Annotated in this window: 22 protein-coding genes and 1 riboswitch; of the genes, 6 read left to right on the top strand and 16 right to left on the bottom strand. The window is 65.0% G+C overall.

What is annotated here, in order from left to right; translation table 11 throughout:
• Positions 1-36 precede the first annotated feature (36 nt).
• Positions 37-1701, top strand: coding sequence for a substrate-binding and VWA domain-containing protein (locus tag MTX34_RS17710; RefSeq protein ID WP_243596167.1), 1665 nt, complete (start codon positions 37-39; stop codon positions 1699-1701).
• Between the two features lie 3 nt (positions 1702-1704).
• A complete protein-coding gene (locus MTX34_RS17705; protein ID WP_243596166.1) occupies positions 1705-2844 on the top strand; it encodes a metallophosphoesterase in 1140 nt (379 codons plus the stop codon).
• A 61-nt stretch (positions 2845-2905) separates the two neighbouring features.
• Here MTX34_RS17705 and gcvP read toward each other — a convergent pair whose 3' ends face one another.
• The 12 genes from gcvP to idi form a co-directional block, all read right to left on the bottom strand.
• On the bottom strand, positions 2906-5758 hold the full coding sequence (gene gcvP / locus MTX34_RS17700; RefSeq protein ID WP_243596165.1) for an aminomethyl-transferring glycine dehydrogenase: 2853 nt from the start codon (positions 5756-5758) through the stop codon (positions 2906-2908).
• Between the two features lie 193 nt (positions 5759-5951).
• Positions 5952-6049, bottom strand: a riboswitch (glycine riboswitch).
• Positions 6050-6060: 11 nt separating this feature from the next.
• Entirely contained in the window at positions 6061-6600 is a 540-nt protein-coding gene (locus tag MTX34_RS17695) for a MerR family transcriptional regulator (protein ID WP_157226114.1), read from the bottom strand.
• A 415-nt stretch (positions 6601-7015) separates the two neighbouring features.
• Entirely contained in the window at positions 7016-7489 is a 474-nt protein-coding gene (locus MTX34_RS17690) for a bifunctional nuclease family protein (RefSeq protein WP_243596164.1), read from the bottom strand.
• Between the two features lie 100 nt (positions 7490-7589).
• Positions 7590-8327: a MerR family transcriptional regulator gene (locus tag MTX34_RS17685; RefSeq protein ID WP_243610250.1), complete on the bottom strand. Its 738-nt coding sequence runs from the start codon at positions 8325-8327 to the stop codon at positions 7590-7592.
• Positions 8324-8821, bottom strand: coding sequence for an FHA domain-containing protein (locus MTX34_RS17680; RefSeq protein ID WP_057479400.1), 498 nt, complete (start codon positions 8819-8821; stop codon positions 8324-8326). Before MTX34_RS17680 ends, MTX34_RS17685 begins: the two co-directional genes overlap by 4 nt.
• A 213-nt stretch (positions 8822-9034) precedes the next feature.
• Entirely contained in the window at positions 9035-9439 is a 405-nt protein-coding gene (gcvH, locus tag MTX34_RS17675) for a glycine cleavage system protein GcvH (protein WP_243596162.1), read from the bottom strand.
• 41 nt (positions 9440-9480) lie between these two features.
• Entirely contained in the window at positions 9481-10227 is a 747-nt protein-coding gene (locus MTX34_RS17670; RefSeq protein WP_243596161.1) for a DUF881 domain-containing protein, read from the bottom strand.
• A gap of 6 nt (positions 10228-10233) precedes the next feature.
• Complete coding sequence (locus tag MTX34_RS17665) at positions 10234-10662, bottom strand: small basic family protein (protein ID WP_243596160.1); 429 nt, start codon at positions 10660-10662, stop codon at positions 10234-10236.
• Entirely contained in the window at positions 10659-11531 is an 873-nt protein-coding gene (locus MTX34_RS17660) for a DUF881 domain-containing protein (RefSeq protein ID WP_243596159.1), read from the bottom strand. The genes MTX34_RS17665 and MTX34_RS17660 overlap by 4 nt, the downstream gene beginning before the upstream one ends.
• Before the next feature lie 2 nt (positions 11532-11533).
• Complete coding sequence (locus tag MTX34_RS17655; protein ID WP_243596158.1) at positions 11534-12136, bottom strand: CDP-alcohol phosphatidyltransferase family protein; 603 nt, start codon at positions 12134-12136, stop codon at positions 11534-11536.
• A 70-nt stretch (positions 12137-12206) separates the two neighbouring features.
• A complete protein-coding gene (locus MTX34_RS17650) occupies positions 12207-12836 on the bottom strand; it encodes a CoA pyrophosphatase (protein ID WP_374230322.1) in 630 nt (209 codons plus the stop codon).
• A 33-nt stretch (positions 12837-12869) separates the two neighbouring features.
• Positions 12870-13478 (bottom strand): isopentenyl-diphosphate Delta-isomerase, encoded by a 609-nt coding sequence (gene idi / locus MTX34_RS17645; protein ID WP_243596156.1) that lies wholly within the window; start codon positions 13476-13478, stop codon positions 12870-12872.
• Positions 13479-13522: 44 nt separating this feature from the next.
• On the opposite strand from idi, the gene MTX34_RS17640 reads away from it, so the two are divergent.
• The 3 genes from MTX34_RS17640 (at position 13523) to MTX34_RS17630 (ending at position 15304) form a co-directional block, all read left to right on the top strand.
• A complete protein-coding gene (locus MTX34_RS17640) occupies positions 13523-13681 on the top strand; it encodes a hypothetical protein (protein ID WP_243596155.1) in 159 nt (52 codons plus the stop codon).
• Positions 13682-13784: 103 nt separating this feature from the next.
• Complete coding sequence (locus MTX34_RS17635; protein ID WP_243596154.1) at positions 13785-14042, top strand: BatC protein; 258 nt, start codon at positions 13785-13787, stop codon at positions 14040-14042.
• Positions 14043-14047: 5 nt separating this feature from the next.
• Complete coding sequence (locus MTX34_RS17630) at positions 14048-15304, top strand: JmjC domain-containing protein (protein WP_243596212.1); 1257 nt, start codon at positions 14048-14050, stop codon at positions 15302-15304.
• A 3-nt stretch (positions 15305-15307) separates the two neighbouring features.
• On the opposite strand, the gene MTX34_RS17625 is transcribed toward MTX34_RS17630, so the two are convergent.
• A complete protein-coding gene (locus MTX34_RS17625) occupies positions 15308-16069 on the bottom strand; it encodes an SDR family NAD(P)-dependent oxidoreductase (RefSeq protein WP_243596153.1) in 762 nt (253 codons plus the stop codon).
• 25 nt (positions 16070-16094) lie between these two features.
• On the bottom strand, positions 16095-17891 hold the full coding sequence (locus MTX34_RS17620) for an acyl-CoA dehydrogenase (RefSeq protein WP_243596152.1): 1797 nt from the start codon (positions 17889-17891) through the stop codon (positions 16095-16097).
• A 317-nt stretch (positions 17892-18208) separates the two neighbouring features.
• Here MTX34_RS17620 and car point away from each other — a divergent pair, with 317 nt between their 5' ends.
• Positions 18209-21736 carry a carboxylic acid reductase gene (gene car, locus MTX34_RS17615; RefSeq protein ID WP_243596151.1) on the top strand — a complete coding sequence of 1176 codons (3528 nt, stop codon included), beginning with the start codon at positions 18209-18211 and terminating at the stop codon, positions 21734-21736.
• Positions 21737-21778: 42 nt separating this feature from the next.
• Here car and MTX34_RS17610 read toward each other — a convergent pair whose 3' ends face one another.
• Positions 21779-23359 (bottom strand): regulator, encoded by a 1581-nt coding sequence (locus tag MTX34_RS17610; RefSeq protein WP_243610249.1) that lies wholly within the window; start codon positions 23357-23359, stop codon positions 21779-21781.
• Positions 23360-23367: 8 nt separating this feature from the next.
• Positions 23368-24057, bottom strand: a complete 690-nt coding sequence (locus tag MTX34_RS17605; RefSeq protein WP_374639936.1) for a cysteine hydrolase family protein — start codon at positions 24055-24057, stop codon at positions 23368-23370.
• Between the last annotated feature and the right edge of the window lie 3 nt (positions 24058-24060).

The raw sequence follows: 24060 nt of genomic DNA, 5'->3' as shown, positions 1-24060 counted from the left end.
AACACAGGGCGCGGGCGTTCGATAGCCGCCGGACCCGTGATCGTCGTTATCGCGATCGCGGTCGTCGTTGCGGCCGTGTTCGGGTGGTTCCAACTGCGTGATCGCATTTCCGATCAGGGGATCGAAGCTGCCGACACATGTGTGGAGGGATCGGCGGTGCTCACTGTCGCCGCCGATCCCGACATCTCCGGACCTGTCGAACAGCTGGCTGCTCGGTTCAACGACACCGCACCGGTCGTGCGGGATCACTGTGTGACAGTGCAGGTTCGAGCCACCGCCTCCGATGCCGTGCGGACGGCCTTGAATGCCGGTATCGACAACTGGGACGTCGGAGCACTCGGTGCTCGGCCAGGACTCTGGATACCTCAGTCGTCGGGCGACGTCGAAGCCGTGACAGACCGCGGAACCATCGACGGCACCCCGCGGCCACTCGCGTCGAGTCCGGTCGTACTCGCGACACCGCCCGCCGTGGCCGACGCTCTGACCGCTGCCGGAGCGAGCTGGGCGGATCTGGTCCGACTGCAACGTGACCCGCAGGCCCTCGGACTCGGAGAATGGGGCGCACTCCGCCTCGCGCTGCCGACCGGATCCGATACCGGCGCAACCACACTCGCGGTAGCAGCGATCGCTGCCGGGGTACGCGGTGATCCGGCCACCGCTCTGACCGTCGATCAGGTCTCGTCGAGAGAACTGATCTCGGCGGTATCGGAGCTGGCTCTCACCGATACCGGGGCATCGGCAACCTCTGCGGCCACCACCTACGACGCACTCGCGGCCCTGGAGAACGCGTCCGGCCCCGACGCCCCCATCCACGCGGTTCCGGTCACCCAGCAGCAGCTGGCATCGACCGATTCGTCGACGTTGACCGCCGTCGAGCCTCAGGGTCCCACCCCCGTTGCCGATCATCCCGCGGCTGTCCTCTCCGGTGACGAGACATCGACCCGGGCTGCCGCCGCGTTCGTCGATTTCGTCCGGCAGCCGGACGGCGCGCAATTGCTCACGGATACGGGCTTCGGCGTCGGCGAGACGGTGAACCCGGACGTCGTCGCTGCCCCTTCCGGACCGGTTGCCGACGCACTGCTGGCCGTGCTGCGAAATCCGGTCCTGCCGCGCCGCGCCACGGTACTGCTCGACGTATCCGAGTCGATGGGCACGACCGAAGGTAGTGCGACTCGGCTGCAGAACACCGTTCGCGCCCTCGACGAGCAGTTCCAGCGAGTGCCCGACGCCACCGAGCTGGGTCTGTGGAGCTTCAGCGAGGACCTGGGCAACTCGCTGCCTTTCCGAGTGGATGTCTCGACCGGTCCGATGACGGTTCCGGTAGGAACTACTCCCAGACGCGCTGCACTCTCCACCACCGCGGCGACGTTGACGCCGGCAACCGGGTCGTTCACCTACGCGTCCGTACTGGTCGCGTATCTCGACGCCGTGGCCGGATACGTTCCCGGCCGCGTCAATTCCGTCGTGCTGATAACCGACGGCCCGGACGACTCGCCCCTGTCCACGCAGGATCTGCTCACCGACCTGACCGCCGCGGCCGATCCGGCGCGTCCGGTCGCGGTGAACATCGTGCGGATCGGGGACAACTCCGATGCCTCCGCGTTCGACGACATCGCCGCCCGAACCGGCGGCACTGTGGAAGCAGTATCGACATCGGATTCGCCAGACCTCATCGATCGACTCGGAAAGTTGCTGTACTAGAACATGTCTCGTGTACTTTTTGTCGGCGTCTTCTTACTCCTCGTCACTCTGTTTCTCCACTGGCGATTTCTGTCCGTCACCAGGATGCCGACACGTCCCAAACTGGCTGTCGATGCCGTGCTGGTGCTCCTCTGGCTGGGCGCGGTGATCGGCTTCGGCAGCGGCTCGGAGTTCGATCCGTCCTGGGCACGAGGTCCGGCGTTCGTCGGACTCAGTTGGCTCGCCGTAGTGCTCTACCTGTTCCTGGGAACTCTGCTGGTGGCCGTGATCTGCACCGTCGTGAGAGTGGTCTTCGCTGCGAGGCACCGCGATTCGTCTGCGGTCCGTCTGCGTGTGTCGAGGATCGGCTCCGCTGTGGTGGCACTGGTCAGCGTGATCGCAGTGGGGTACGGACTCGTCGAGGCGGCAACTCCGCGTGCGACGAACACCGACGTCGCACTCGACCGGTTACCGACCGAATTCGACGGCGTCCGAGTGGCATTGGTGTCCGACCTTCACGCCGGCCCTTCCCGCGGTGCGGGGTTCGTGCGGAAGGTCGTCGATTCGATCAACGCCCAGAATCCGGATGTCGTGCTGCTCGACGGCGATCTCATCGACGGCACGGTTGCTCTGGTGGGCGAAGACCTCGAGCCGCTCCGCGACCTCGACGCCCCGCTCGGTGTGTTCGCCGTCAGCGGCAACCACGAGTTCTATGCGGGCGACGGCGGCGAATGGCTCGACTTCTGGTCGACGCTCGGCATCGATGTGCTGCGCGACGAACGCACGACGATCACTCGTGGCGACGCTGCCATCGATATCGCCGGCATCAACGACGCCACGGCACCGGCACCGTACGAACCCGATCTCGCCGCGGCATTGGACGGGATCGACCCCGATCGATTCGTGCTGTTGATGGCACATCAGCCGTTGCAGGCGGTGGAGGCATCGGACCTCGGAGTCGACATGCAGGTGTCCGGGCACACGCATGGGGGTCAGATCTGGCCGATCCGTTATCTGGTGCCGCTACAACAGCCCAGTGTCGAAGGGCTGGACACGATCGGCAACACCACTCTGTACACCACCAGGGGTGCGGGCGCGTGGGGTCCACCGGTCCGCGTCGCTGCTCCGCCCGAGATCGCGATGCTCGAACTCACCCGGGGCTAGAAGCCTCCGACGCGAGTCCGACAGAGCCCGCCACGTCGACGTGGCGGGCTCTGTTCTCGGCTCAGGCGAACGCCTCGATCGGCGGGCACGAGCACACCAGATTGCGATCACCGTGCGCACCGTCGATGCGTCGCACCGCGGGCCATACCTTCGGACGATCGTAGCCCGCCGGGTAGGCAGCGAGTTCCCGTGAATACGGGTGATCCCACTCGGCAACCAGGCATCGCGCCGTGTGGGGCGCCCCGCGCAGTGGATTGTCTTCGGCCGTCCATTCGCCCGATCCGACGCGATCGATCTCTCGCCTGATGGCGATCATCGCATCGCAGAACGCGTCGATCTCCTCGAGGTTCTCGCTCTCGGTCGGCTCGACCATCAGAGTTCCCGGCACCGGAAAGCTCATCGTCGGCGCGTGGAAGCCGTAGTCCGCCAACCGTTTCGCAACGTCGTCGACGGTGACTCCGGTGTCCTTGGTCAAACCTCGCAGATCGAGAATGCACTCGTGGGCAACCATGCCGTTGTCGCCGGTGTACAGCACCGGGAAGTACTCGTCGAGGCGGCGGGCGATGTAGTTGGCCGACGCGATCGCCGTCAGCGTCGCCTGCCGGAGTCCCGTCGCGCCCATCATGGCGATGTACGCCCAGGTGATCGTCAGGATCGACGCGCTGCCGTACGGGGCTCCGGACACGGTCGGTCCCGAACCAAGTTGCGGGGCCAGTGGGTGACCGGGCAGGTAGGGCTGCAGGTGCGACCGAACACCGATGGGCCCCACGCCTGGTCCGCCGCCGCCGTGTGGGATGCAGAACGTCTTGTGCAGATTGAGATGGCTGACGTCGCCACCGAACCGGCCCGGACGCGCCAGTCCGACGAGAGCGTTGAGGTTGGCACCGTCGACGTACACCTGACCACCTGCGTCGTGAACCGCTGCACAGATCTCGGAGATCTCGTGCTCGTAGACGCCGTGGGTGGAGGGGTAGGTGATCATGATCGCGGCGAGGGTGTCGGCGTGCTCGGCGATCTTGGCGCGCAGGTCGTCGACATCGACGTCACCGTTGGGGCGGCAGGCCACGACCACGACGCGCATGCCCACCATCACGGCCGAGGCCGCGTTGGTGCCGTGCGCGCTCGACGGGATCAGGCACACGGTGCGTTCGGTATCGCCGTTGCCGACGTGGTAACGACGAATGGCGAGAAGTCCCGCGTACTCACCCTGGCTTCCCGCGTTCGGCTGCAGGCTGACAGCGTCGTAACCGGTGATGTCGACGAGCCACCGTTCCAGGTCGGCGATCACCCGCAGCAGACCGGGCACGTCCGAGGACGGAGCGAAGGGGTGCTGACGGGCGAACTGCGGCCAGGTGATGGACTCCATCTCCGCGGTGGCGTTCAGCTTCATCGTGCACGAACCCAACGGAATCATGCTTCGATCGAGCGCGATGTCCTTGTCGGACAGCGCACGCAGGTAACGAAGCATGGCCGTCTCGGTGCGGTACCGGGTGAATGCCGGGTGGGTGAGGTACTCCGAGGTGCGGGTCATGGTCGCCGGCAGCGACTCTGCCCCGATACCCGCGAGTTCTGCACCGAATGCGGAGAGCACGCTCACGATGTGCTCTGGCGTCGTAGCCTCGTCGCATGCGATGGCCACGTGGCCGGCATCGACCAGTCGCACATTGATGCCGCGCTGCTTGGCATCGTCGACAACCGCCTGAGCCTTACCCGGGACCGCTGCGAGGACGGTGTCGAAGAACTCGGTGTGCATCACCTCGATGCCTGCCTCCCGCAGACCTGCCGCGACGGTCCGAGCCTGCGCGTTCACTCGAGTTGCGATGGCGCGCAGTCCGTCTGCACCGTGGTAGCTGGCGTACATCGCGGCGACGATGGCCAGCAGAACCTGAGCGGTACAGATGTTCGAGGTCGCCTTCTCGCGGCGAATGTGCTGCTCGCGTGTCTGCAGCGCCAATCGGTAGGCGCGCTGGCCGTCCGCATCGAGCGACACTCCGACGAGACGGCCGGGTAGCTGACGGGAATGACCGGACCTCACTGCGAGATACCCGGCATGCGGTCCGCCGTATCCCATCGGGACGCCGAATCGCTGCGTGGTTCCGAAGCAGACGTCCGCGCCGATCTCGCCGGGCGGAGTCACCACGGTGGCGGCGAGCAGGTCCACGCCCACGGCGACCAGCGCGCCGCGCTCGTGCGCGGCCTCGATGGTCGCGGTCAGGTCGACGAGCCGCCCCGACGCTCCCGGCACCTGCGCCAACACTCCGAAGAACTCCCCATCGGGCAGGCCCTCCGTCAGATCGGCGTAGACCAGTTCGATCCCCAGCGGCTCGGCGCGAGTGGCCAGTACGGCCTCGGTTTGCGGGAAGATGTCGGAATCGACCAGTAGCCGAGGCGACTTCGACGCTCTGTTGGCGCGGCGCATCAAGGTCATGGATTCGGCCGCCGCGGTCGACTCGTCGAGCATCGACGCATTCGCCACGTCCATGCCGGTGAGATCGGCGACCATGGTCTGGAAGTTCAGCAACGCTTCGAGTCGACCCTGGCTGATTTCGGGCTGATAGGGCGTGTAGGCGGTGTACCAGGCCGGGTTCTCGAGAATCCCGCGCGTCAGCACCGGCGGGGTCAGGGTGTCGTAGTAGCCGAGCCCGATCATGGACGTCGCCACGGTGTTCTGCCCGGCGAGGTCGGCCAGTGCGGCAAGCACCTCGTGTTCACTCAGGGCAGGCGGAAGCGCCGCCAAGCCGTCGGGCACGCCGTCGACCACGGTGTCGAGGATCGACGAGGGAACTGCCTTGCGGGCCAACTCGTCGAGACTGTCGACGCCGATGGAGTCGAGGATGCGGACCAACTCGGTTGCGTCGGGACCGATGTGTCGATCGACGAAAGTGTATGCGGGCGAGGTGGTTCGATCGGTCACGTTGAGCTCCCAGGTGCCGGAAAGACGAGGCGTCGGACGACCGAGGCATGGGCGACGGCCGCTCCTCCCCCTCTGTCGTGTGCCCGCTGACGCGTGCGCCTGAGAGATTCGGTCGGACACGACGCGCCAGTGCGGCTCGTCGGCACCTTTCCCCTTGGGCGGATGGGTGCTCCCACCACTTTCCAGAGTTGTCGAAGTCCACACGGTCCGTGTGCCTGAGAGATTGACGGGGAGGTATTGCTCCTTCGGCGTCCGAGACTGGATGCCTCGGAACTCTCCCGCGTGGGCGCGACGGTGAAAGTCTAGCCGGTCTTGCGGCTCGCGCGATTCTTGCGGCGCGACGCGAGCTCGTCCTCGGGACTCGGCTGACTCTCGCCGCCGTCCGCTCGTTCGGCCGGAAAGTCTGCGATGGTGCCGGTGAGCTCGCGCATTGCGCCGTTCACGGCAATGCCGAACACACCTTGACCGCCCTGAAGCAAGTCGACCACTTCTTCTGCCGAGGTGCACTCGTAGACGGTGGTGCCGTCGGAGAACAGCGTGATGTTGGCGAGATCGCCCACACCGCGCTGGCGCAGGTGATCGACTGCGACGCGAATGTTCTGCAAGGAGATACCGGTATCGAGCAACCGCTTGACGATCTTGAGGACCAGCATGTCCTTGAACGAATACAGCCGCTGGCTTCCCGACCCGGCCGCGCCGCGAATGGACGGCACGACGAGCCCGGTGCGGGCCCAGTAATCGAGTTGGCGGTAGGTGATGCCGGCGATCTGGCAGGCACTCGGCACGCGATAGCCCACGAGTTCGTCGGGGACGGAGTCGTCCGGGAACAATCCGGGTTGGATGTCCTGGGGCGAATCGACTCGGGCGTTCGACGGCTGGTCGGGGGTGTCGACCCGAGCATCGGCACCGACAGGCGTGTCCTCGGTCCGGCCTGCGGCTTCGGACTCTCGACTGCCGTGATGCTGCTGCGGCTGATCTCCCACTGACTGCTCCCTCTCGGATGTCTCACTGCGTTCGGATCGAGTCAGTACTGCGATCCGTCCGAGACACCGACTATGTCCCGGTGTACTCGCGTGAAGTCATACCGTGTACCAGGCCAGAGTACGCCCCGGCAGGTACCGACGAGGCGTGAACTGCGCCGGATCCGACCAGCAGCGGCGATGAACTTCACTGGCACGAACGTTATGGGGACGATCGGGCAGATTCAACGCAACGCGCCGTAAACCTGAACCTAAAGTTGAGGTTGAGACTCTTCTGTTACCCGTCGGTGGCTTTGAAGTCGTCCGGTGACACCGATTCGAGGAACTCCTTGAACTTCTCGACCTCGTCTTCACGCTCGTCGGGCATGATCAAGCCGGCTTCGGCGAGCACGGGCTCGTCCGCGAAGATCGGCACCCCGGCCCGAAGTGCGATCGCGACCGAATCCGACGGCCGAGCCGAGACTCTGATGTCCTTGTCGAACACGAGATCGGCGTAGAACGTGCCCTCCTGAAGGTCCACGATCCGCACTTCCTTGAGCTGATGACCCAGAGCCGAAATCAGGTTCTTGACGAGATCATGGGTGAGCGGACGAGCGGGCTGCACACCCTGCTGCTCCAAAGCGATTGCGGCAGCTTCGGTTTGACCGATCCAGATCGGGAGGTACCGGTCACCGTCGGCCTCGCGCAACAAGAGCACGGGCTGATTCTGCGGCTGTTCGACACGGATACCGACCACACGCATCTCACTCATCGTGTCTGCCTCTCACTTCGAGAAATTCCGGGCTGCATCGACTACTGGCTCGGCCCGTCGCAGCCGAGTCTATTGGAATTCGAAAGGACACGAGGGCGCGTCACCGGTCGAGGGCACCGCGCACGGCTGCTTTGACAAGACAGGTGTGCAAGGTCAACGACAACGCGGCCAATTCACGAATCATTTCCTCGGCGCGATCACGCGCACCGGCGTCTCGGCCCTTCGCGACCGGCCCGGCAATCTGCGCCACCAGCCCCGCTTCGCGATCCGCCGCGAGTTTGAATGCGCGCAGGTGGCGAACTTCGAGACCGAACTGCAACATCGCGTGTGCCGTTCGCGCGAGCGTCACTGCACCGTCGTCGTAGAAACCGGCTTGTCCGGGAGTGATCAGACCGGCCCGCAACAGCTCGGTCAGGAATCCGTCGTCGATACCGGCCTGAGCGAGAAGATCGGCCTTGCTGATCCGAACCTCCCGATCCCGCAGGAACTCCTCGGGAGACACTTCGCCCGCGGCCACCGTCAACGACCGCGGACGTTTCACCGAAGCGTCCGCCCGTTCCACCGTGGCGACCCCGTGATCGATCGCTTCGAGTTGCTCCTTGATCACCTTGAGCGGAAGGTACTGATCCCGCTGGGCGGTCAGCACGAATCGCAGACGTTCACAGTCCGCGATCGAGAACCGCCGGTAGCCCGACGGCGTACGCTCCGGAGAAATCAGGCCCTCCGCCTCGAGGAATCTGATCTTCGAAATGGTGACATCGGGAAAGTCGGGCCGAAGTCGATCGAGGACGGAGCCAATCGACATCCCCCCGTTGGACTGCTGCCCGACGGCGGTCACTGGCTTCCTGCACCCGCAGACGTGTCGCCGACCTGAGATCCGTTGCCGCCCCGCGGTCCCGTCAGGAACACCAACCGGAACTTACCGATCTGCACCTCGTCGCCGTTGGCCAGAACTGCGGAGTCGACCGGCTCCCGATTCACGTAGGTGCCGTTGAGGCTGCCGACGTCGACGACCTGGAAGTCGTCCTCGTCCTGCCGGAACTCGGCGTGCCGACGGCTGACGGTCACGTCGTCCAGGAAGATGTCGCTGTCGGGGTGCCGACCGGCCGAGGTGGTGGGCTGATCGAGCAGGAACCGCGATCCGGCGTTGGGTCCGCGCTTGACGACGAGCAGAGCAGCACCGACAGGCAATCCCTCGACACCCGATACCGGAGCTTCGGTGCTCTGGGCGGCCGCGGAGTTGTCCAGCTCCTGGAGGAAATCAGCACGGAAGACCGAGGTGGTCTCTGCCGGCGACTCCCCGTAGTTGCTGTCGTTGTCGTTCTGGCTCACCGTTACTCCTTCTCAGTCCGTTCACCCGGGCAGCGAACGCCGCGGGTAACGCAGTACATGGTCTTCACATCAGGTGTTGCATGGCGTTCGGTGTTGCGTAGCTGTCGTACAGCATCCTGGACCTTCGCCCCGACAGGGTATTCGCTCGGTGTCGACCGTACCCTGCGCAGTGGGGACCGTGTGGCCGGTTGGCTGGTGTCGACGGCCGGCCGATCACTCGGTCGTGATGAGAGCATATCCGGCGGCATCGAGCATCTGTGCCACTGCCGCGTCCAACTCCTCCGGTGTCGAAACCTCGAGGTCGATCAACCAGCCCGCGGTGTACGGACCCGAGTTCACCTTCTCCGGTTCGCCGTCCAGATCCTGGTTCACGGCAATCACTTTCGCAGTCAGAGGGCTGAACACGTCGGACACGCTCTTGGTCGATTCCACCTCGCCGAGGGACTCGCCCGCGGTGACGGTGTCGCCGACCGCGGGAAGCTGAACGAACACCACGTCGCCCAACTGAGCCTGCGCGTAATCGGTGATGCCGATGCGCACCGTCGCGGGCCCCGTGCGCTGCACCCACTCGTGCTCGGGCGTGTAGTACAGATCAGCTGGTGCATCGATGTCGCTCAACGCGGCATTCCCTTCGATCGTGGCCCGGGGCGATCGGGCGTTCAATTACCGGGCTGAGCGTATTGACGCGGGCGCGGATCCCGCAAGGCGGACACCGTGACCTGGTCCGACCGAGTGACATTCGATGTCGCTCCGTTGCGGGTGACCGTGTCGACGACACCGCCGGGAATGTTCAGCGCCGACGCGAGCGTCGGTGGATCACCGATGGCCGTGAAGGTGTACGGAGCTCGTAGCTCTCGACCGTCCACCACCACTCGACCGGCAGGTCCCGCGATCCACGAATCGACACCGATACGGACGGCAGCATCGCCGCCCTCTATCTGGAGGGCTTCGGCACCGGCTGCACGCAACTCCTGCATGGCGTCGAGCAGCACCTCGGATCCGACGCCCGAGTTCGGGTCCTCGATCACCAACGCGACGCCCGGCCCCTCGGCGGCGACGGTGCCGACTTGAATCGACAACGCGGACAATCGTTCCTGCGCCTCCGCCACGGCCGCCTCCGATCCCGACCCGGACTGGCGCAAAGTGGCCAGAGTGGCCTGCAGAGTGCTGATCTCGTCGCGGATCGACGCTTCACGTCGGGTCAGGGTGTCCAACACGACAAGAAGGTCCTCGGGCCGCGAATTCTCCAGATTGTCCGACGTGCTCGTCTCTCGTACCTGCGTGGCGATGCCGACTCCCAGGACGCAGAGCAGCGCAAGAGCGAGAACGCCGAACGCCGTTCCGCGCCTTCGATCGTCTGCACGGGGACGTCGAGCGCGCCAGCCGTGTCGTCCGTTGCCTGCCATCACGGCCTAGGCACCGAACAGTCGGCGACGCACTGCGGCCGCGTTGCCGAATATCCGGATACCGAGTACCACGACGATTGCGGTGGACAGCTGAGTGCCCACCCCGAGCTGGTCGCCGAGCCACACGATCAAGGCTGCGACGAGGACGTTGAAAACGAACGAGACGACGAACACCTTGGCGTCGAAAATGCCGTCGAGAAAGGCTCGTACACCGCCGAACACCGCGTCTATCGCCGCTACGACAGCGATCGGCAGGTAGGGCGCGACCACTGCGGGAACCTGCGGCCCCGCGACCGTGCCGATCACGACCCCCACGATCAACGCGGCGAGCGCGGCAAGGGCGTAGAAGCCGTGGGAAGGGGTGATCGGCGCGTCTGCAGATGCCGGAACGCCGGACTCTGCCGGTGGGGCGCTCGGTGGGTCGTGCTCCGTCATCGTGGGCCTGCCTCCTCTGCCTCGAACGACTCTCTCACAACCGCGGGACCGAGTTCGAGATCGTCGGCCGCTCGCACCGCGAACCCGACACCGTACAACTGCGCCACCGTGCTCATCCGCAGATACGCATCGCTGACGACGAACTGCACCTGAATGCGCTGCGGCGGGCCGATCGCGTCGATCTCGTAGGGCGAGCCGATCGGGCGATTGTCCAGCAGCATGGCCCCGCCTGCCTGCCTGATGGTCACGTTGGGTCCGACTCTGATTCCGTCCACCGAGACCGCCTCTGCGCCGCTCGCCCACAACGAGTTGACGATCGCAGCGATGTCTCGATCGAGCACGGCCGCGCCCGAACCACGGCGAACCGAGCCATCCGTCGTGTCGTCGTCGGCCACCGGTTCGGTGACGACGACCGAGAGCCCCGGGCCCGAGACCGTGTCGATGCCCGCGGCGGATTCGACGGCGCTCAGCCTGTCCGACAAGGCACTGCCCGAGGCGTCGGACTGCAGAGCTCTGTCTCGCTCCGAGGACACCTGCTCGGCAAGTTCCTCTCGCGTGGCCCCCAATTCAGCGCTGCGGTTCTGTGCAGCACGGACCGCAGCCGAGGCGTCGGCACCTGCGCGATCCACGTCCGCACCGGACGCCAGCTGGGAGAACGCGACGCCGAAGATCACCCCCACGACGACGGCACCGGTCAGCAGCCAGGCCGCCGCAGGTACCCGCGGCTTACGGGTGTGCTGCGCAGTTCGTTCGGCGGTCGCGGCGCCGTACCCCGGGTCGAGATGGTCGGTCAGCAAGGACGTCAGCAGTGACGGAACGGGATTTCTCTTCGGTACCGGTCTGGCCTCCGGTCGTTCTGCAGGCTCCACCGTCAGGTGCCGGCCACGGTCGGATCGACGGCCCTGGCGACAGCGATCGCTTTGCCGAGGTACAACAGGCCGGTCCAGGTGTACAGCACCGTGCCCCAGATCAGCAATGCGTAGCCGAGTGGACCTGCGGCGTCGGCCACCGCACTGCTACCGGCGGACACCAGTAACACCGGCAGCGCGATCATCACCACGAAGGTGGCGGCCTTACCGAGGTAGATGACGTCCGGAGGTGGCAAGGACCTGCGGCGGTAGACGAACATCGTCAATCCCAGGACGACATCGCGTCCGATCAATATCGCGGCGACCCACCACGGAATGATGTCGCGAAGAACGAAGGCCACCAGAGTGCTGACGACGTAGAGCCGGTCGACCAGCGGATCCAGAACGGCACCCAGTTTCGATGCCTGACCGAGCATGCGAGCGAGTTTGCCGTCCAACCAATCGGTTCCACCGCTGACGAGCAGAATCACCAGCGCCCATCCATCGGCTCCAGGGCCGAGCAGGAGGTACAGGAACAGGGGAACGCCCAGTAGCCGGATGGCGCTGAGCAGATTGGGGACGGTCGCGATGCGGTCCGTCACCTCGAGCTCACGATTGTCGGTCATCGGCGATCACCTTCTTCTCGTCCTGCTCGTCGCGGTCGGCCGTTCTCCGGACTCGGGTCGTTCGGTCACGTTAGCGCCACGCGAACACGGGCTGCTCGAAGTCCGCGACTCGGGTGTGTCGACCGTGCAGTGCCACTTCGCGAAATTGATGGACGATCGCGCCGGTCGGAGCGTGAATTGCCCCGGTCCGGTACGGCCACCGAATCACCGGCCGCGTCGATTCGGGAATCGACACGAATTGGGCGTCCACGTCGAGCTCGTCGACGGTCACCTCGAACACCTCGGCAACCTCGTCCTCGCTGGGCAGCAACGTGGACGAGTAATCACCGACCCACACCACGAACGGGGTGATGACATACCCGGACCTGGTGACGTAGTCGTCCAACCTGCCGAGCACGTCTGTTTCCTCGGCGCGAATCCCCAACTCCTCTGCCAATTCCCGCAGACATGCCTGCAGTGCGGATTCACCGGAATCCACACCGCCGCCCGGTAGGGCGTACTGGCCCGGATGTGCTCGCAATCGGTCCGGCCTCCTCGTCAGGAGCATGCGCCGGTCCCCTGGCGCTCCGCCGATCGCAACGGCCACCGCAGCGGCGCGCAGTCCGGCGGATTCGACAGTGCGAGAGGAGAAGCGTGCGAGTTCGCGCGCGACGGAATCCCGATCGAGAAGGTCCTGGTTCGGCTGACCGAAAGCGACGATACTCACAACACGAACCCTAGAGGCCAGGCGAGATCAGCGGGTATCGGTAGGACGGGCGGCGGGAGGAAGGAGACTTTCCGGCGACACCGGCCAGGCCAGTGGCTCTTCGGCAAGCGCGGTCAATTGCTCCACTTGCGTTCGACACCAGGGTGATACGTCGATACTGCCGCCGAGTACCCCTTCGGAGAATTCACGCCACGTCACCCACCGAGTCTCGTCCACCTCGAGTGGATCCGGGTCGAGTGTCGCCTGCTCGTCCACCAGCACACGATACACGGGGCAGATCTCGTTCTCCACGATTCCGTTGTCCATGACGGCTCGGTACCGAAAGTGCGGCAGAACCAACTCCGCCGAATCGACCCGCAGTCCCAGTTCTTCACCGATCCTGCGCACCACGGCATCGTCGAGCCGCTCACCGGGGGCGGGGTGCCCGCAGCACGTATTGGTCAGCACCCCTGGCCACGTCTTCTTGCTCGACGCTCTGCGCGTGAGAAGTACCGCGCCGTCCGATCTGACCACGTAGCTGGAAAAAGCCAAGTGCAGTGGTGTGTTCAGCGTGTGCACGGTCGTCTTGTCCTGTGAACCGACAGCGCGGCCTTCGTCGTCGAGCAGCACCACGTGCTGCGCTGGGGATCGATCCATTGTTCCATCGTCCCACGGCCTGCTCGGCGGTCTACTGTCGAACCATGGGACGCGACGAGAACACCGAGAACGAGAACCCGAAAGACTCCGAGAAGGCGTCGGACACACCGAAGGGTGGCCGCCCAGGACCGGTCGACGGTGGAGGCGGTGGCGGGATGGCAACGCGGGAGAACGCACCCGAGATCGCTGACGATTCTGCCTGAGATTCACGACGCCACCGCTGTTTGAGAAGCTGAGTTTGCGTCAATACCTCCGGTGTTCTCGCGCCGCAAGGACACACGAACCTCCACAATCGGAAGGACCTCGATGAGCATCAACGACGACGACATCACCACCACGGGCGGAGCCGCAGGCGAAGGACCCGCTGACGGCGGATCGAACCCCGGCGGTCACGACGGCGGAGCAGACGGCTCAGCCGGCGCAGGCGAAGGCCCGGCCGACGGCGGATCGAACCCCGACGGACATGACGGCGGAGCAGACGGCCCGGCCGGCGCAGGCGAAGGCCCGGCCGACGGCGGTTCCAACCCCAACGGGCACGACGGCGGTGCGGACGGCACCGCTTGAGCACTGTGTCGAGCGGCGAGCGCGGATCGGGTAACCGGTCCGCGCTCCGTCGTCTCACCGGTATCGATCTCGGGACTTTCGCAGATCGGTTCTGGGGCGTTGCTCCCAAGCTGACCCGATCAGCTGATCTCTCGGACTCGTTCGACGATCTGATGACGCTCGACGCGGTCGACGAGCTGATCTCCGAACGCGGAGTCCGCACTCCGTTCGTGCGGATGGCCAAAGACGGTCGGTTGCTGGACAAGTCGCAGTTCACGTCGTCCGGCGGGTTCGGTGCCGAGGTGACGGACCAGGTCGACTCCGCAGCGGTGCTGGCAGCCTTCGCGGCCGGAAATACGCTGGTACTTCAGGGCCTGCATCGACTGTGGCCCCCGCTGATTCACTTCGTCGGTGATCTCGTTCGCGAGCTGGGCCATCCCGTGCAGGTGAATTCGTATGTCACACCGGCTGCGTCGCAGGGCTTTTCACCGCACTACGACGTGCACGATGTGTTCGTCGTGCAGATCGCGGGGACCAAGCGGTGGAGCATTCACTCGCCGGTGCACGTGCATCCGCTCAACAATCAACCGTGGTCGGATCGGCGGTCGGCCGTCGAAGACCACGCATCGAACACTCCCGAACTGGACATCGTTCTCGAGCCCGGCGATGTGCTCTACCTGCCGCGCGGGTGGATCCACTCGGCGCAAGCGCTCGGCGACACCACGGTGCACCTCACCATCGGCGTCGCGTCGTACAACGACTACGACCTGGCCCACCACGTACTGAAGTCGCTCGGCGACGTCGAGAGTCTGCGTGCTCCCCTCCCTGCCGGCCTCGACCACTCCGACCCGGAGTCCCTGGTTCCGCACGTACACCGAGTCGTGGACGCCATGCGCGCCGCGCTCGACGAGATCGACCGAGACCCCGACGCGGTACGTCGACTAGCCGAACGCCTCGCAGATCGTCACGACGACCTCGTCCGACCGGAACCGGTGCGCCCACTGGCGAGCGTCGCCGCGATGGGCGCGCTGCGGGGTGAGGATTCGATTCGATTGCGGCCCGGCATCTTCGCGCGGATCATGCACACGAAGAACGGCGTCTCGATGGTGCTTCGGAACAAGACGGTCACGCTGCCGTCTCAGTGCGCCGACGCGATCGAGACCCTGACGAAGGGCGCTTCGTGCCGCCTGGATGCGCTGCCCGGACTCGACACCGACGACGCAGTGGTGGTTGCGCGCAGACTGATCCGCGAGGGAATTGCCGTGCCTGCCGTCGAAGGATGACCGTCAGGTGATCGTGATCCCGCCGTCGACCGCGATGGTCTGACCCGTCACGTATCCCCCGGCGTCCGAGGCGAGCCAGATCGCGGTGGCGGCCAGTTCTTCGGGATCGCCCTTGCGTCCGAGGATCATTCGCGGAGCCATCGAGTCGAGGTATCCCGGCTGGTACGAGTCCGTCATCTCGCTCTGGAAGAACCCTGGCGCAATAGCGTTGACCCTGATGCCTTTTCGCGCGCCCCACTGCTGTGCGAGATCGCGGGTGAGGCCGATGATCGCTGCCTTGCTCGCGCTGTAGGCCGCCTGCGGGAGGCCTGCGGTGGTCAGCCCGAGAATGCTCGAGATGTTCACGATCGAACTGCCGGGTGCCATCACCCGCCCACAGGCCTGCGCTGCCCAGTACGACCCGTTCAAGTTGATATCGATCACCGAGCGAAACTGTTCGGGTGTTTCTCGGGTCGCCGGGAAGGCTGTGCCGACTCCGGCATTGTTGATCAGAATGTCGACCTTTCCGAACTCCGTCACCGCGGCCTCGACCATTGCGGTGCACTGATCCGGGTCGACCACGTCCGTGGCGACCGTGATCGAACGACCTCCGACGCTGTCGATCAACTCGGCGGTCTGCGCCAACTTGTCCACTCGGCGTGCGGCGAGCACCACGTCCGCTCCCGCCTCGGCGGCCGCTTTCGCGAATGCCACGCCCAGTCCGGAGGATGCACCGGTGACGATGACGACGCGACCGTCCAGGCGAAATTTGTCCAAGATCGACATGTTGATGAATCTCCTTGTACTCGACTCAGAACCAAGCGGGTGACATATCGAGGGTGGTGCGGTCCAGTCTCGCCAACAGATCGAGCTGAACGTCCACCTTCGGCAATTCGTAGACGTAGAAGTATTGTGCTGCAGAACGCTTTCCGTCGTAGAAGTCTCCGGCTTTCGTGCCGACGGCCAGCAACTGCTCCAGCCACATCCAGGCGATGACCGTGTGACCCATCGCCTCGAGGTAGGCCGTGGAGTTGGCCAGCGCCACGGCGGCATCGCCGGTCCCCCACACTGCCGCGGTCACCTCGACGATTCTGCCGACGCGTGCGTGCAGTTCGGCCGCGTACCGTGCAGCATCACCGCCCGCTGCGTGCGCCCGCTCGACCGTCTCCCCGATGTGTTCGGCCAGCAGAGCCAATCCCGCACCGCCCTGCATGATCACCTTGCGCCCGAGCAGATCCAAACCTTGAATACCGTGAGTACCTTCGTGAATCGGGTTGAGGCGATTGTCGCGATAGTGCTGCTCGACGTCGTAGTCGCGGGTGTATCCGTAGCCGCCGTGCACCTGAATGGCCAGACTGTTGGCTTCGAGGCACCACTGCGACGGCCAGCTCTTGGCGATGGGCGTCAGTACGTCGAGCAGCAGAGTCGATTGCGCTGCTTCGGCTTCGTCGGACGCCGAGTCCTGATGATCGACCAGACGCGAACAGTAGAGCCCGAGCGCCAGCGCCCCTTCGACGTAGGACTTCTGCGCCAACAACATTCGACGGACGTCGGCGTGCTCGATCAGCGCGACCGGAGGTGCGGCCGGATCCTTGGCACCGAGCGGTCGGCCCTGAGTACGGGTCTTCGCATACTCCACCGACTTCAGGTAGCCGACGTAGCCGAGGGCGATAGCGAGGAATCCGACACCGATCCGGGCCTCGTTCATCATGTGGAACATGTACGACAAACCGCGGTTCTCCTCGGCGACGAGGAAGCCGACTGCGCCGGGCTGCCCACCGGGCGAGTGGGTTCCGTCGCCGAACGCCAGCAGGGTGTTGGTGGTGCCGCGGTTGCCCATCTTGTGATTGAGGCCGGTCAACACGATGTCGTTGCGCTCGCCTGTGCCGCCGTCGCCGTTCGGAAGGAATTTGGGGACGATGAACAGAGAGATCCCCTTCACCCCCGCCGGTCCGCCCGGCGTCTTGGCGAGCACCAGGTGGACGATGTTCTCGGTGAGTTCGTGATCTCCACCCGAAATCCACATCTTGGTACCGGTGATACGGAAGCTACCGTCGTCCTGCGGCACCGCCTTGGTCGTGATGTCCGCCAGTGACGATCCGGCCTGCGGTTCCGACAGACACATGGTTCCGAACCAGCGGCCCTCCAGCATGGGCCGGACGTAATCTCGCACCTGATCCGGCGTGCCGTACGTCGCGATCAGGTTGGCGTTCGCCATCGTGAGGAACGGGTACGACGAGGTCCCGGCGTTGGCGGCCTGGAAGAACGCCATCGCCGCTCTGGAGACGGTCGCGGGCAGTTGCATGCCGCCGATCGCCTCGTCGAACTGCCCGGCGATCAGTCCCGCCGACGCATAGACATCGAGCGCTTCCTTGATTTCCGGTATCAGCTCGACCGAACCGTCCGCGTTCATCGTCGGTTCCTGCGCGTCCGCCTTCTTGTTGTGCGGCGCGAAATGCTTGCGGGCGATGTCGGCACTGAGGTCGAGGACCGCGTCGAAGGTCTCCTTCGAGTGGTCCGCGAAGCGAGGTCGAGCAGTCAGTGCCGCCACGTCCAACCATTCGTACAGCAGAAAATCCAGGTCGCGCCGCGAGAGGACGTCCGACATTCACTTCTCCGATCGCGAGGGGTGACACGTGCGCACGATGGTGACGAGCACTGTGACGCACATGACTGTGGATTCACCATACAAGTCGGGGCCTTCCGCTCTCATCGAGTACCCACGTGAGCCGCGGCCACCGGTCCACATTCGCAATCAGGGCTCCAAAAGCGCAGGCAGCCAGACTTTTACGACTTATCGGACTATGAGGAGCGTCACGATTGCAGCAGTACTCGGCGGCATATACTTACCTTTGATAACGATATTGAGCGGACAATCGCGAGGTGCCCCGAACGCTGGGTGCGCTTCGTCGGAGGGAGTCGAGCATGACGCACACACTGGCCGTCGACAGCCGACAGGATCGTCGGAGCAGGCAACGCGGTCGTTTCCAGGAGCTGCACGAGTCCGACCAGGAGTTTCGAGCTGCCGAACCGGACAGTGCGGTGGCCGACGCCGCCCAGGAGTTGTCGCCCAACCTGGCCCGCGTGGTTGCCGAGATCATGACGCGTTACTCCGATCGACCGGCCCTCGGCCGCCGGGCTCGCGAGATCGCCCGAATCGACGACAAGAACGCCGTTCGCCTGCTCCCGCGTTTCGACACCGTCACCTATGGCCGAGCGTGGCACGACGCCGGTGCACTGGCCTCGGCGCTGAGCCACGACGCACTCGGTATCGCTCCAGGAGACTTCTTCGCAACCCTGGGATTCGCGAGTGCCGACTATGTCATCGCGGAATTGGCCACGATCCGCCTCGGCGCGATTGCCGTTCCCTTGCAGGCCGGTGCCACCGCGGGCCAGCTCTCGGCCATCGCCGACGAGGTCGAACCCGTCGTCCTCGCAGCCGATGTCGACAACCTGTCCGTCGCGGTCCAGGTCGCCAAGCATTGTCGGTCCATTCGGCGCATCGTCGTTCTCGACTACGACGACGCGATCGACGCGCACACACGGATCATGAAGTCCGCACGCAGCGATGCCGAACAGGCGGGAATCGTCGTCAGGCCGCTCACCGAGCTGGTTCGCGACGGCGCGCAACTACCGGAGGTTCCGATACCCGATGCCGAGGATCCCGACCGACTCGCGACGCTGATCTACACCTCCGGCAGCACCGGAACCCCCAAGGGGGCGATGCACACAGAACGGATCGTGTGCGGAGCCTGGACCGGGGCCTGGCACCACACCGGAGCGTCCTCCGAGTCCACGGACCGGCCGGCCTTCCCGGTCATCACTCTCGACTATCTTCCGATGAGTCACCTCGCTGGCCGTGGCCTCGTCTTTTCCACGCTGGCGGCCGGCGGAACAGTCCACTTCGCAGGGGCGAGCGACCTGTCCACCCTGTTCGAGGATTTCGCGATCGCTCGGCCCACGATGGCACTGTTGATCCCCCGGGTATGCGAGATGATTCGGCACAACGTCCTCGCCGAGATCGACCGGGAGGTCGAACGCTCTGCCGGTGGCGATGCCGACAGGACGCGTCGAGAGGTCCTCGAGCGCAACAGGATCGAACAATTCGGCGGCCGTGTCCTTGCAGCAATGGTCGGCACCGCACCGATCGCCGATGAGGTCAAGGACTTCGTCACGGAGCTGCTCGATATCGAGGTCCGCGACAACTACGGCTCCACCGAAGCCGGAATGGTGTTGCACGACGGCGTCGTTCAACGCCCGCCGGTGATCGAATACAAGCTCGACGATGTGCCCGAACTCGGCTATTTCTCCACCGACACCCCGCATCCGCGCGGTGAGCTCCTCCTCAAGACGGCGTCGATCATTCCCGGCTACTACAAGCGCCCGGACGTCACGGCCGACGTCTTCGACTCCGAGGGCTTCTATCGCACCGGTGACGTCGTCGCCGAGATCGAGCCGGACCGACTCGTCTACGTCGACCGCCGCAAGAACGTTCTGAAACTGGCTCAGGGCGAATTCGTGGCACTGGCGCGCCTCGAAGCCTTGTTCGGTACCAGCGAGCTGGTCGATCAGATCTTTCTGTACGGCAACGGCCAACGGGCGTATCTCCTGGCAGTTGTCGTACCGGCCCAACCGGATACGACTGCGGGTTCGATCATCGAATCGTTTCAGCACATCGCCCGCGCGGAAGCGCTGAATTCGTACGAGATTCCGCGCGAGGTCGTGCTGGAAGACGTACCGTTCACACAGGACAACGGATTGCTGTCCGGTGCAGGCAAGCAACTGCGGCCCAAACTCGTAGAGCGTTACGGTGACGAACTCGAGCGTCGCTACGCGGAACTCGAGTCGGGTCAGAACGAACGCCTGCGCGAGCTTCGACGCAGCGGTGCCGACGCCCCGGTGCTGACCACCGTCGGTGATGCCGCACAGGCCCTGCTGGGATGCGCCGGATCCGATGTGCGTCCCGACGCACACTTCAGCGACTTGGGCGGAGATTCGTTGTCGGCGTTGACGTTCTCGACGCTCCTGCGTGAGATCTACGATGTCGATGTTCCGGTCGGAGTGATCACCGGGCCCGCCATGGACCTGGCAGCGCTGGCCGAGTACATTTCCTCGGCTCGCGACAACGATTCCGACACGGCCACATTCGCCTCGGTGCACGGACGCGGCGCCGTCGTTGCACGCGCCTCCGATCTGCGTCTGTCGGCATTTCTCGACGACGCTCTCCTGGACGCCGCACACCATGTTCCTGGCCCACGAGAACAGACCAGCACGGTCTTGCTGACCGGTGCCAACGGTTATCTCGGTCGCTTCCTCTGCTTGGAATGGCTGGAGCGCATGGCCGAGGTCGGCGGAAAGGTGGTCTGCCTGGTGCGCGGACGCTCCGATTCCGACGCGCGGGCTCGACTCGACGCAGCCTTCGACAGTGGAGACGCAGAACTGTCGGAGCGTTTTCGAACCTTGGCCGACACTGCGCTCGAGGTCGTGGCAGGCGATCTGGGGACACCCCACTTCGGCGTGGACCACGAGGTATTCGAGGCGCTGGCCGAACGGGTGGATCGCATCGTCCACCCCGCAGCGCTGGTCAACCACGCACTTCCGTACGAGCACCTCTTCGGACCCAACGTCGTCGGAACGGCCGAGGTGATTCGGCTGGCGCTGACCGACCATGTCAAGCCGGTGACCTACCTGTCGACGGTGGCCGTCGCAGCGGGCGTCGAGAATTTCCGGGAGAACGGCGACATCCGCGTCGACAGTCCGTCGCGGGCCGTGGACGATTCGTACGCCAACGGCTACGGCAACTCCAAGTGGGCCGGTGAAGTGCTGTTGCACAACGCGTTCGACCAGTTCGGCCTACCCGTCTCGGTCTTTCGCTCGGACATGATCCTGGCGCACAGCACGTGGACTGGCCAGCTCAACGTGCCGGACGTGTTCACGCGTCTGATCTTGTCGGTCGTCGCAACCGGTCTGGCTCCGCACACGTTCTACGCCACCGACACCGGGGCACCGACCGACGAGAAGGGGCGACCACTGGCTCACTACGACGGACTGCCGGCCGATTTCAGTGCGTCGGCCATCACGTCGATCGCGGGCGATGATCTGCCGGGCTACCGAACCTTCGACATCCTCAACCCGCACGACGACAACATCTCGTTGGACACGTTCGTTGATTGGCTTCAAGAGGCCGGTCGCCACATCGAGATCGTCGAGAACTACGACGACTGGTTCGCGAGATTCAGTGCTGCGGTGGAGGAGCTCCCGGAGAAGCAGCGTTCGCACTCGCTGCTCCCCCTGATCCACTCGTACGCACAACCGCAACACCCGTCGTCCGGGGCGATCCTGCCTGCCGACGAGTTCGCCTCGGCCGTCGGGGATATTCCGCACCTCGGACGCGAACTGATCGAGAAGTACCTGTCGGATCTCGTGGCGCTCGACCTCGTCGGCACACGCTAGAGAAGTTCCCGATGCGGGCCGCGCGGCCCGCATCGGGAAGCCCTACTCTCCGACCGGTTGTGGCTCGCCCGTCGGCTTAGGGGCGGGGTTCAGCCGGGAGTACGCCAGACACACCAGCCCGAAGAACAAGTAGCCCAGGGCGACCTGGGGATTGGCTGCCCACCCCACCTGGTGCGAATGGATCAGACCGACCCACGACAGTGCTGCGGCCACCCCACCCGCCGCGGCGGCGGCAAGAAACCGTTTGTCGAGAACGAACGTGACGATGGTGCCCAGCATCAGTCCGGCGAGTACGGCTCCCGAGCCGAACGTCTTCAGACCGTCGTACACGACACCCGCCTGACCCAGTGCCTCGCTTCCCACTTCCGTGGCCGATGTGCCTGCCGCGCTGAGTGCGTTGTCGATCAGGCCCACCGCCCACTCCGCAAGGTTGGGTAGCAGTGCCACCACCACCGCGATGGCGTGCAGCTTCGGCACCGACTGGAATGCCTGGGCACCGATCAGCAGCCCGATATACAGCAGAATCGGCACGATCGCGGGAATCGGCAGCAACGTTGCCAGCAATCCGAACAATCCGAGAAAGCACATGAGCCCGATCGCGACGCCCGACGCGACGCTGTATCCGGTTCGGCCACCCGCGTCCTTCCAGCCGGGATGGCCGATGTAGACCGCGGGCGGGAACGGCGATCCGAAGGCCGAGCCGACGACTGCACCGAAGCCGTCGGCGAGCAGCACACTGCGCAGGTTGTAGTTGTCTCCGGCAGCAGATGCACTCTCGACGTTGCTCATCGCCTCGGTGAAGTTGTAGACGCCAAGAGGAATTGCGGTCGCGAGCAGCGGTGCCAGATTGCCGAGACCGTCGAGGAGCAGGTCGAGGCGTAGATCGGGGAGGCCGAGGGCGATGTTGCTCGCCGCCTCGGTCACGTCCGGCACGGACATGTATCCGCCGATCCAGCCGATCGCCGTGCCCACCAGGAGCGCGGCGAGCCCGACCGGGATGTTGCCGGGCAACTTCACATCCGTGAAGAAGCCGATGAGAATGATTGCGAGAACGGGCAACCCGATCCAGGCGGCCTCCCACATCTGTGCGGCCGGGCGCATCGCGATGAACGTGATCGAGATGCCGGCCAACGTGCCGAGCATCGCCGCGCGCGGGGTGATCCTGCGAATGTAGGGCCCGACGAACGCTCCGATCATGACGATGATGCCGATCATGAAGGCCCACGCGAGCCCCGCCGCCCACGCCTGAAGCGCGTCGCCCGTAGACAGGTAGACCGGGAGCATGACCACGAACACGACGATGAACATGTGCGGAACGCTCGGACCGTACGGTAGCGCCGTCACGTCGGTTCGATTCTCGCGCTTGGCAAGTCGACGAGCGAGAACCATGTAGTACAGGTTCCCCAGGATCAGGGCGATCCCGAGGGCAGGCAGCAGCGTCCCGAGGACGTCACTTCCTGGAATTCCGACCACCGCGATGCTCAACGTCGTCAGAGTGAGCACATTGACCAAAATGTTGAAGCCGAGTCCGAAGAATGCGTTGGTGTCGCCCTTCGTCCACCACGAAAGAGTGAACGAGGACGAGGAGCCTGCAGCGGGTGAGTCCTTGACATCCATGCTCATGTTCGGTCCTATCGACTCGTCGACGTGGGGACGAATGCAGCCAATGCAGTCATGACGTCCTCCGACGCCGCGGTCCAACCGAAGATTCCACCCTGCGCCGAGATCATCTCGAGGCCCACTCGTTGGAACTCCGGGAAGTACGAACCGACGCAGTCCGTCACCACGAGGCACTCGTAGCCCCGATCGTTGGCTTCCCGCACCGTCGTGTGCACGCACACCTCGGTCGTCACACCGGTGACGAGCAGCGTCGTGATTCCGGCGCTCGTGAGAACCTCGGAGAGTTCGGTGGCGTAGAACGCCCCTTTGCCGGGCTTGTCGATGACGGCCTCGCCCTCGAGCGGTGCCAGCTCGTCGACGATGTCGTGACCGTACTCACCGCGAACGAGGATGCGGCCGAACGCCCCTGGATCACCGATGCGCTGGGATGGCGTGCCGCGGCGCAACTTCGCCGGCGGGCAGTCCGACAGATCCGGTCGATGCCCCTCCCTGGTATGGATCACGGGTATGCCGGCTTCTCGTGCGACAGCGATGAGAGCTGCGAGGGGTTCGATCACGGTCCGGAGCAAGCCGACATCGTTGCCGAGGCTCTCACCGAATCCCCCGGGGAGCAGAAAGTCCCTCTGCATGTCGATGACCAGCAGTGCCGTCGTTGCGGCATCGACGGTGAACTCCGATGGTGACGCCGACGGTATCGACATCAC

The sequence above is a fragment of the Rhodococcus sp. ARC_M5 genome (assembly GCF_022810405.1).
Classification (GTDB): domain Bacteria; phylum Actinomycetota; class Actinomycetes; order Mycobacteriales; family Mycobacteriaceae; genus Rhodococcoides; species Rhodococcoides navarretei.
The sequence above is the reverse complement of the archived record's forward strand: the minus strand, read 5'-3'. Positions and strand labels throughout refer to the sequence as shown.

Coding starts and splice junctions, on each gene's coding strand:
- MTX34_RS17705 (WP_243596166.1), top strand. CDS start 1,705: ATGTCTCGTGTACTTTTTGTCGGCGTCTTCTTACTCCTCGTCACTCTG.
- MTX34_RS17690 (WP_243596164.1), bottom strand. CDS start 7,489: ATGAGTGAGATGCGTGTGGTCGGTATCCGTGTCGAACAGCCGCAGAAT.
- MTX34_RS17670 (WP_243596161.1), bottom strand. CDS start 10,227: ATGGCAGGCAACGGACGACACGGCTGGCGCGCTCGACGTCCCCGTGCA.
- MTX34_RS17665 (WP_243596160.1), bottom strand. CDS start 10,662: ATGACGGAGCACGACCCACCGAGCGCCCCACCGGCAGAGTCCGGCGTT.
- MTX34_RS17655 (WP_243596158.1), bottom strand. CDS start 12,136: ATGACCGACAATCGTGAGCTCGAGGTGACGGACCGCATCGCGACCGTC.
- idi (WP_243596156.1), bottom strand. CDS start 13,478: ATGGATCGATCCCCAGCGCAGCACGTGGTGCTGCTCGACGACGAAGGC.
- MTX34_RS17640 (WP_243596155.1), top strand. CDS start 13,523: ATGGGACGCGACGAGAACACCGAGAACGAGAACCCGAAAGACTCCGAG.
- MTX34_RS17635 (WP_243596154.1), top strand. CDS start 13,785: ATGAGCATCAACGACGACGACATCACCACCACGGGCGGAGCCGCAGGC.
- MTX34_RS17625 (WP_243596153.1), bottom strand. CDS start 16,069: ATGTCGATCTTGGACAAATTTCGCCTGGACGGTCGCGTCGTCATCGTC.
- MTX34_RS17620 (WP_243596152.1), bottom strand. CDS start 17,891: ATGTCGGACGTCCTCTCGCGGCGCGACCTGGATTTTCTGCTGTACGAA.
- car (WP_243596151.1), top strand. CDS start 18,209: ATGACGCACACACTGGCCGTCGACAGCCGACAGGATCGTCGGAGCAGG.
- MTX34_RS17610 (WP_243610249.1), bottom strand. CDS start 23,359: ATGAGCATGGATGTCAAGGACTCACCCGCTGCAGGCTCCTCGTCCTCG.
- MTX34_RS17605 (WP_374639936.1), bottom strand. CDS start 24,057: ATGTCGATACCGTCGGCGTCACCATCGGAGTTCACCGTCGATGCCGCA.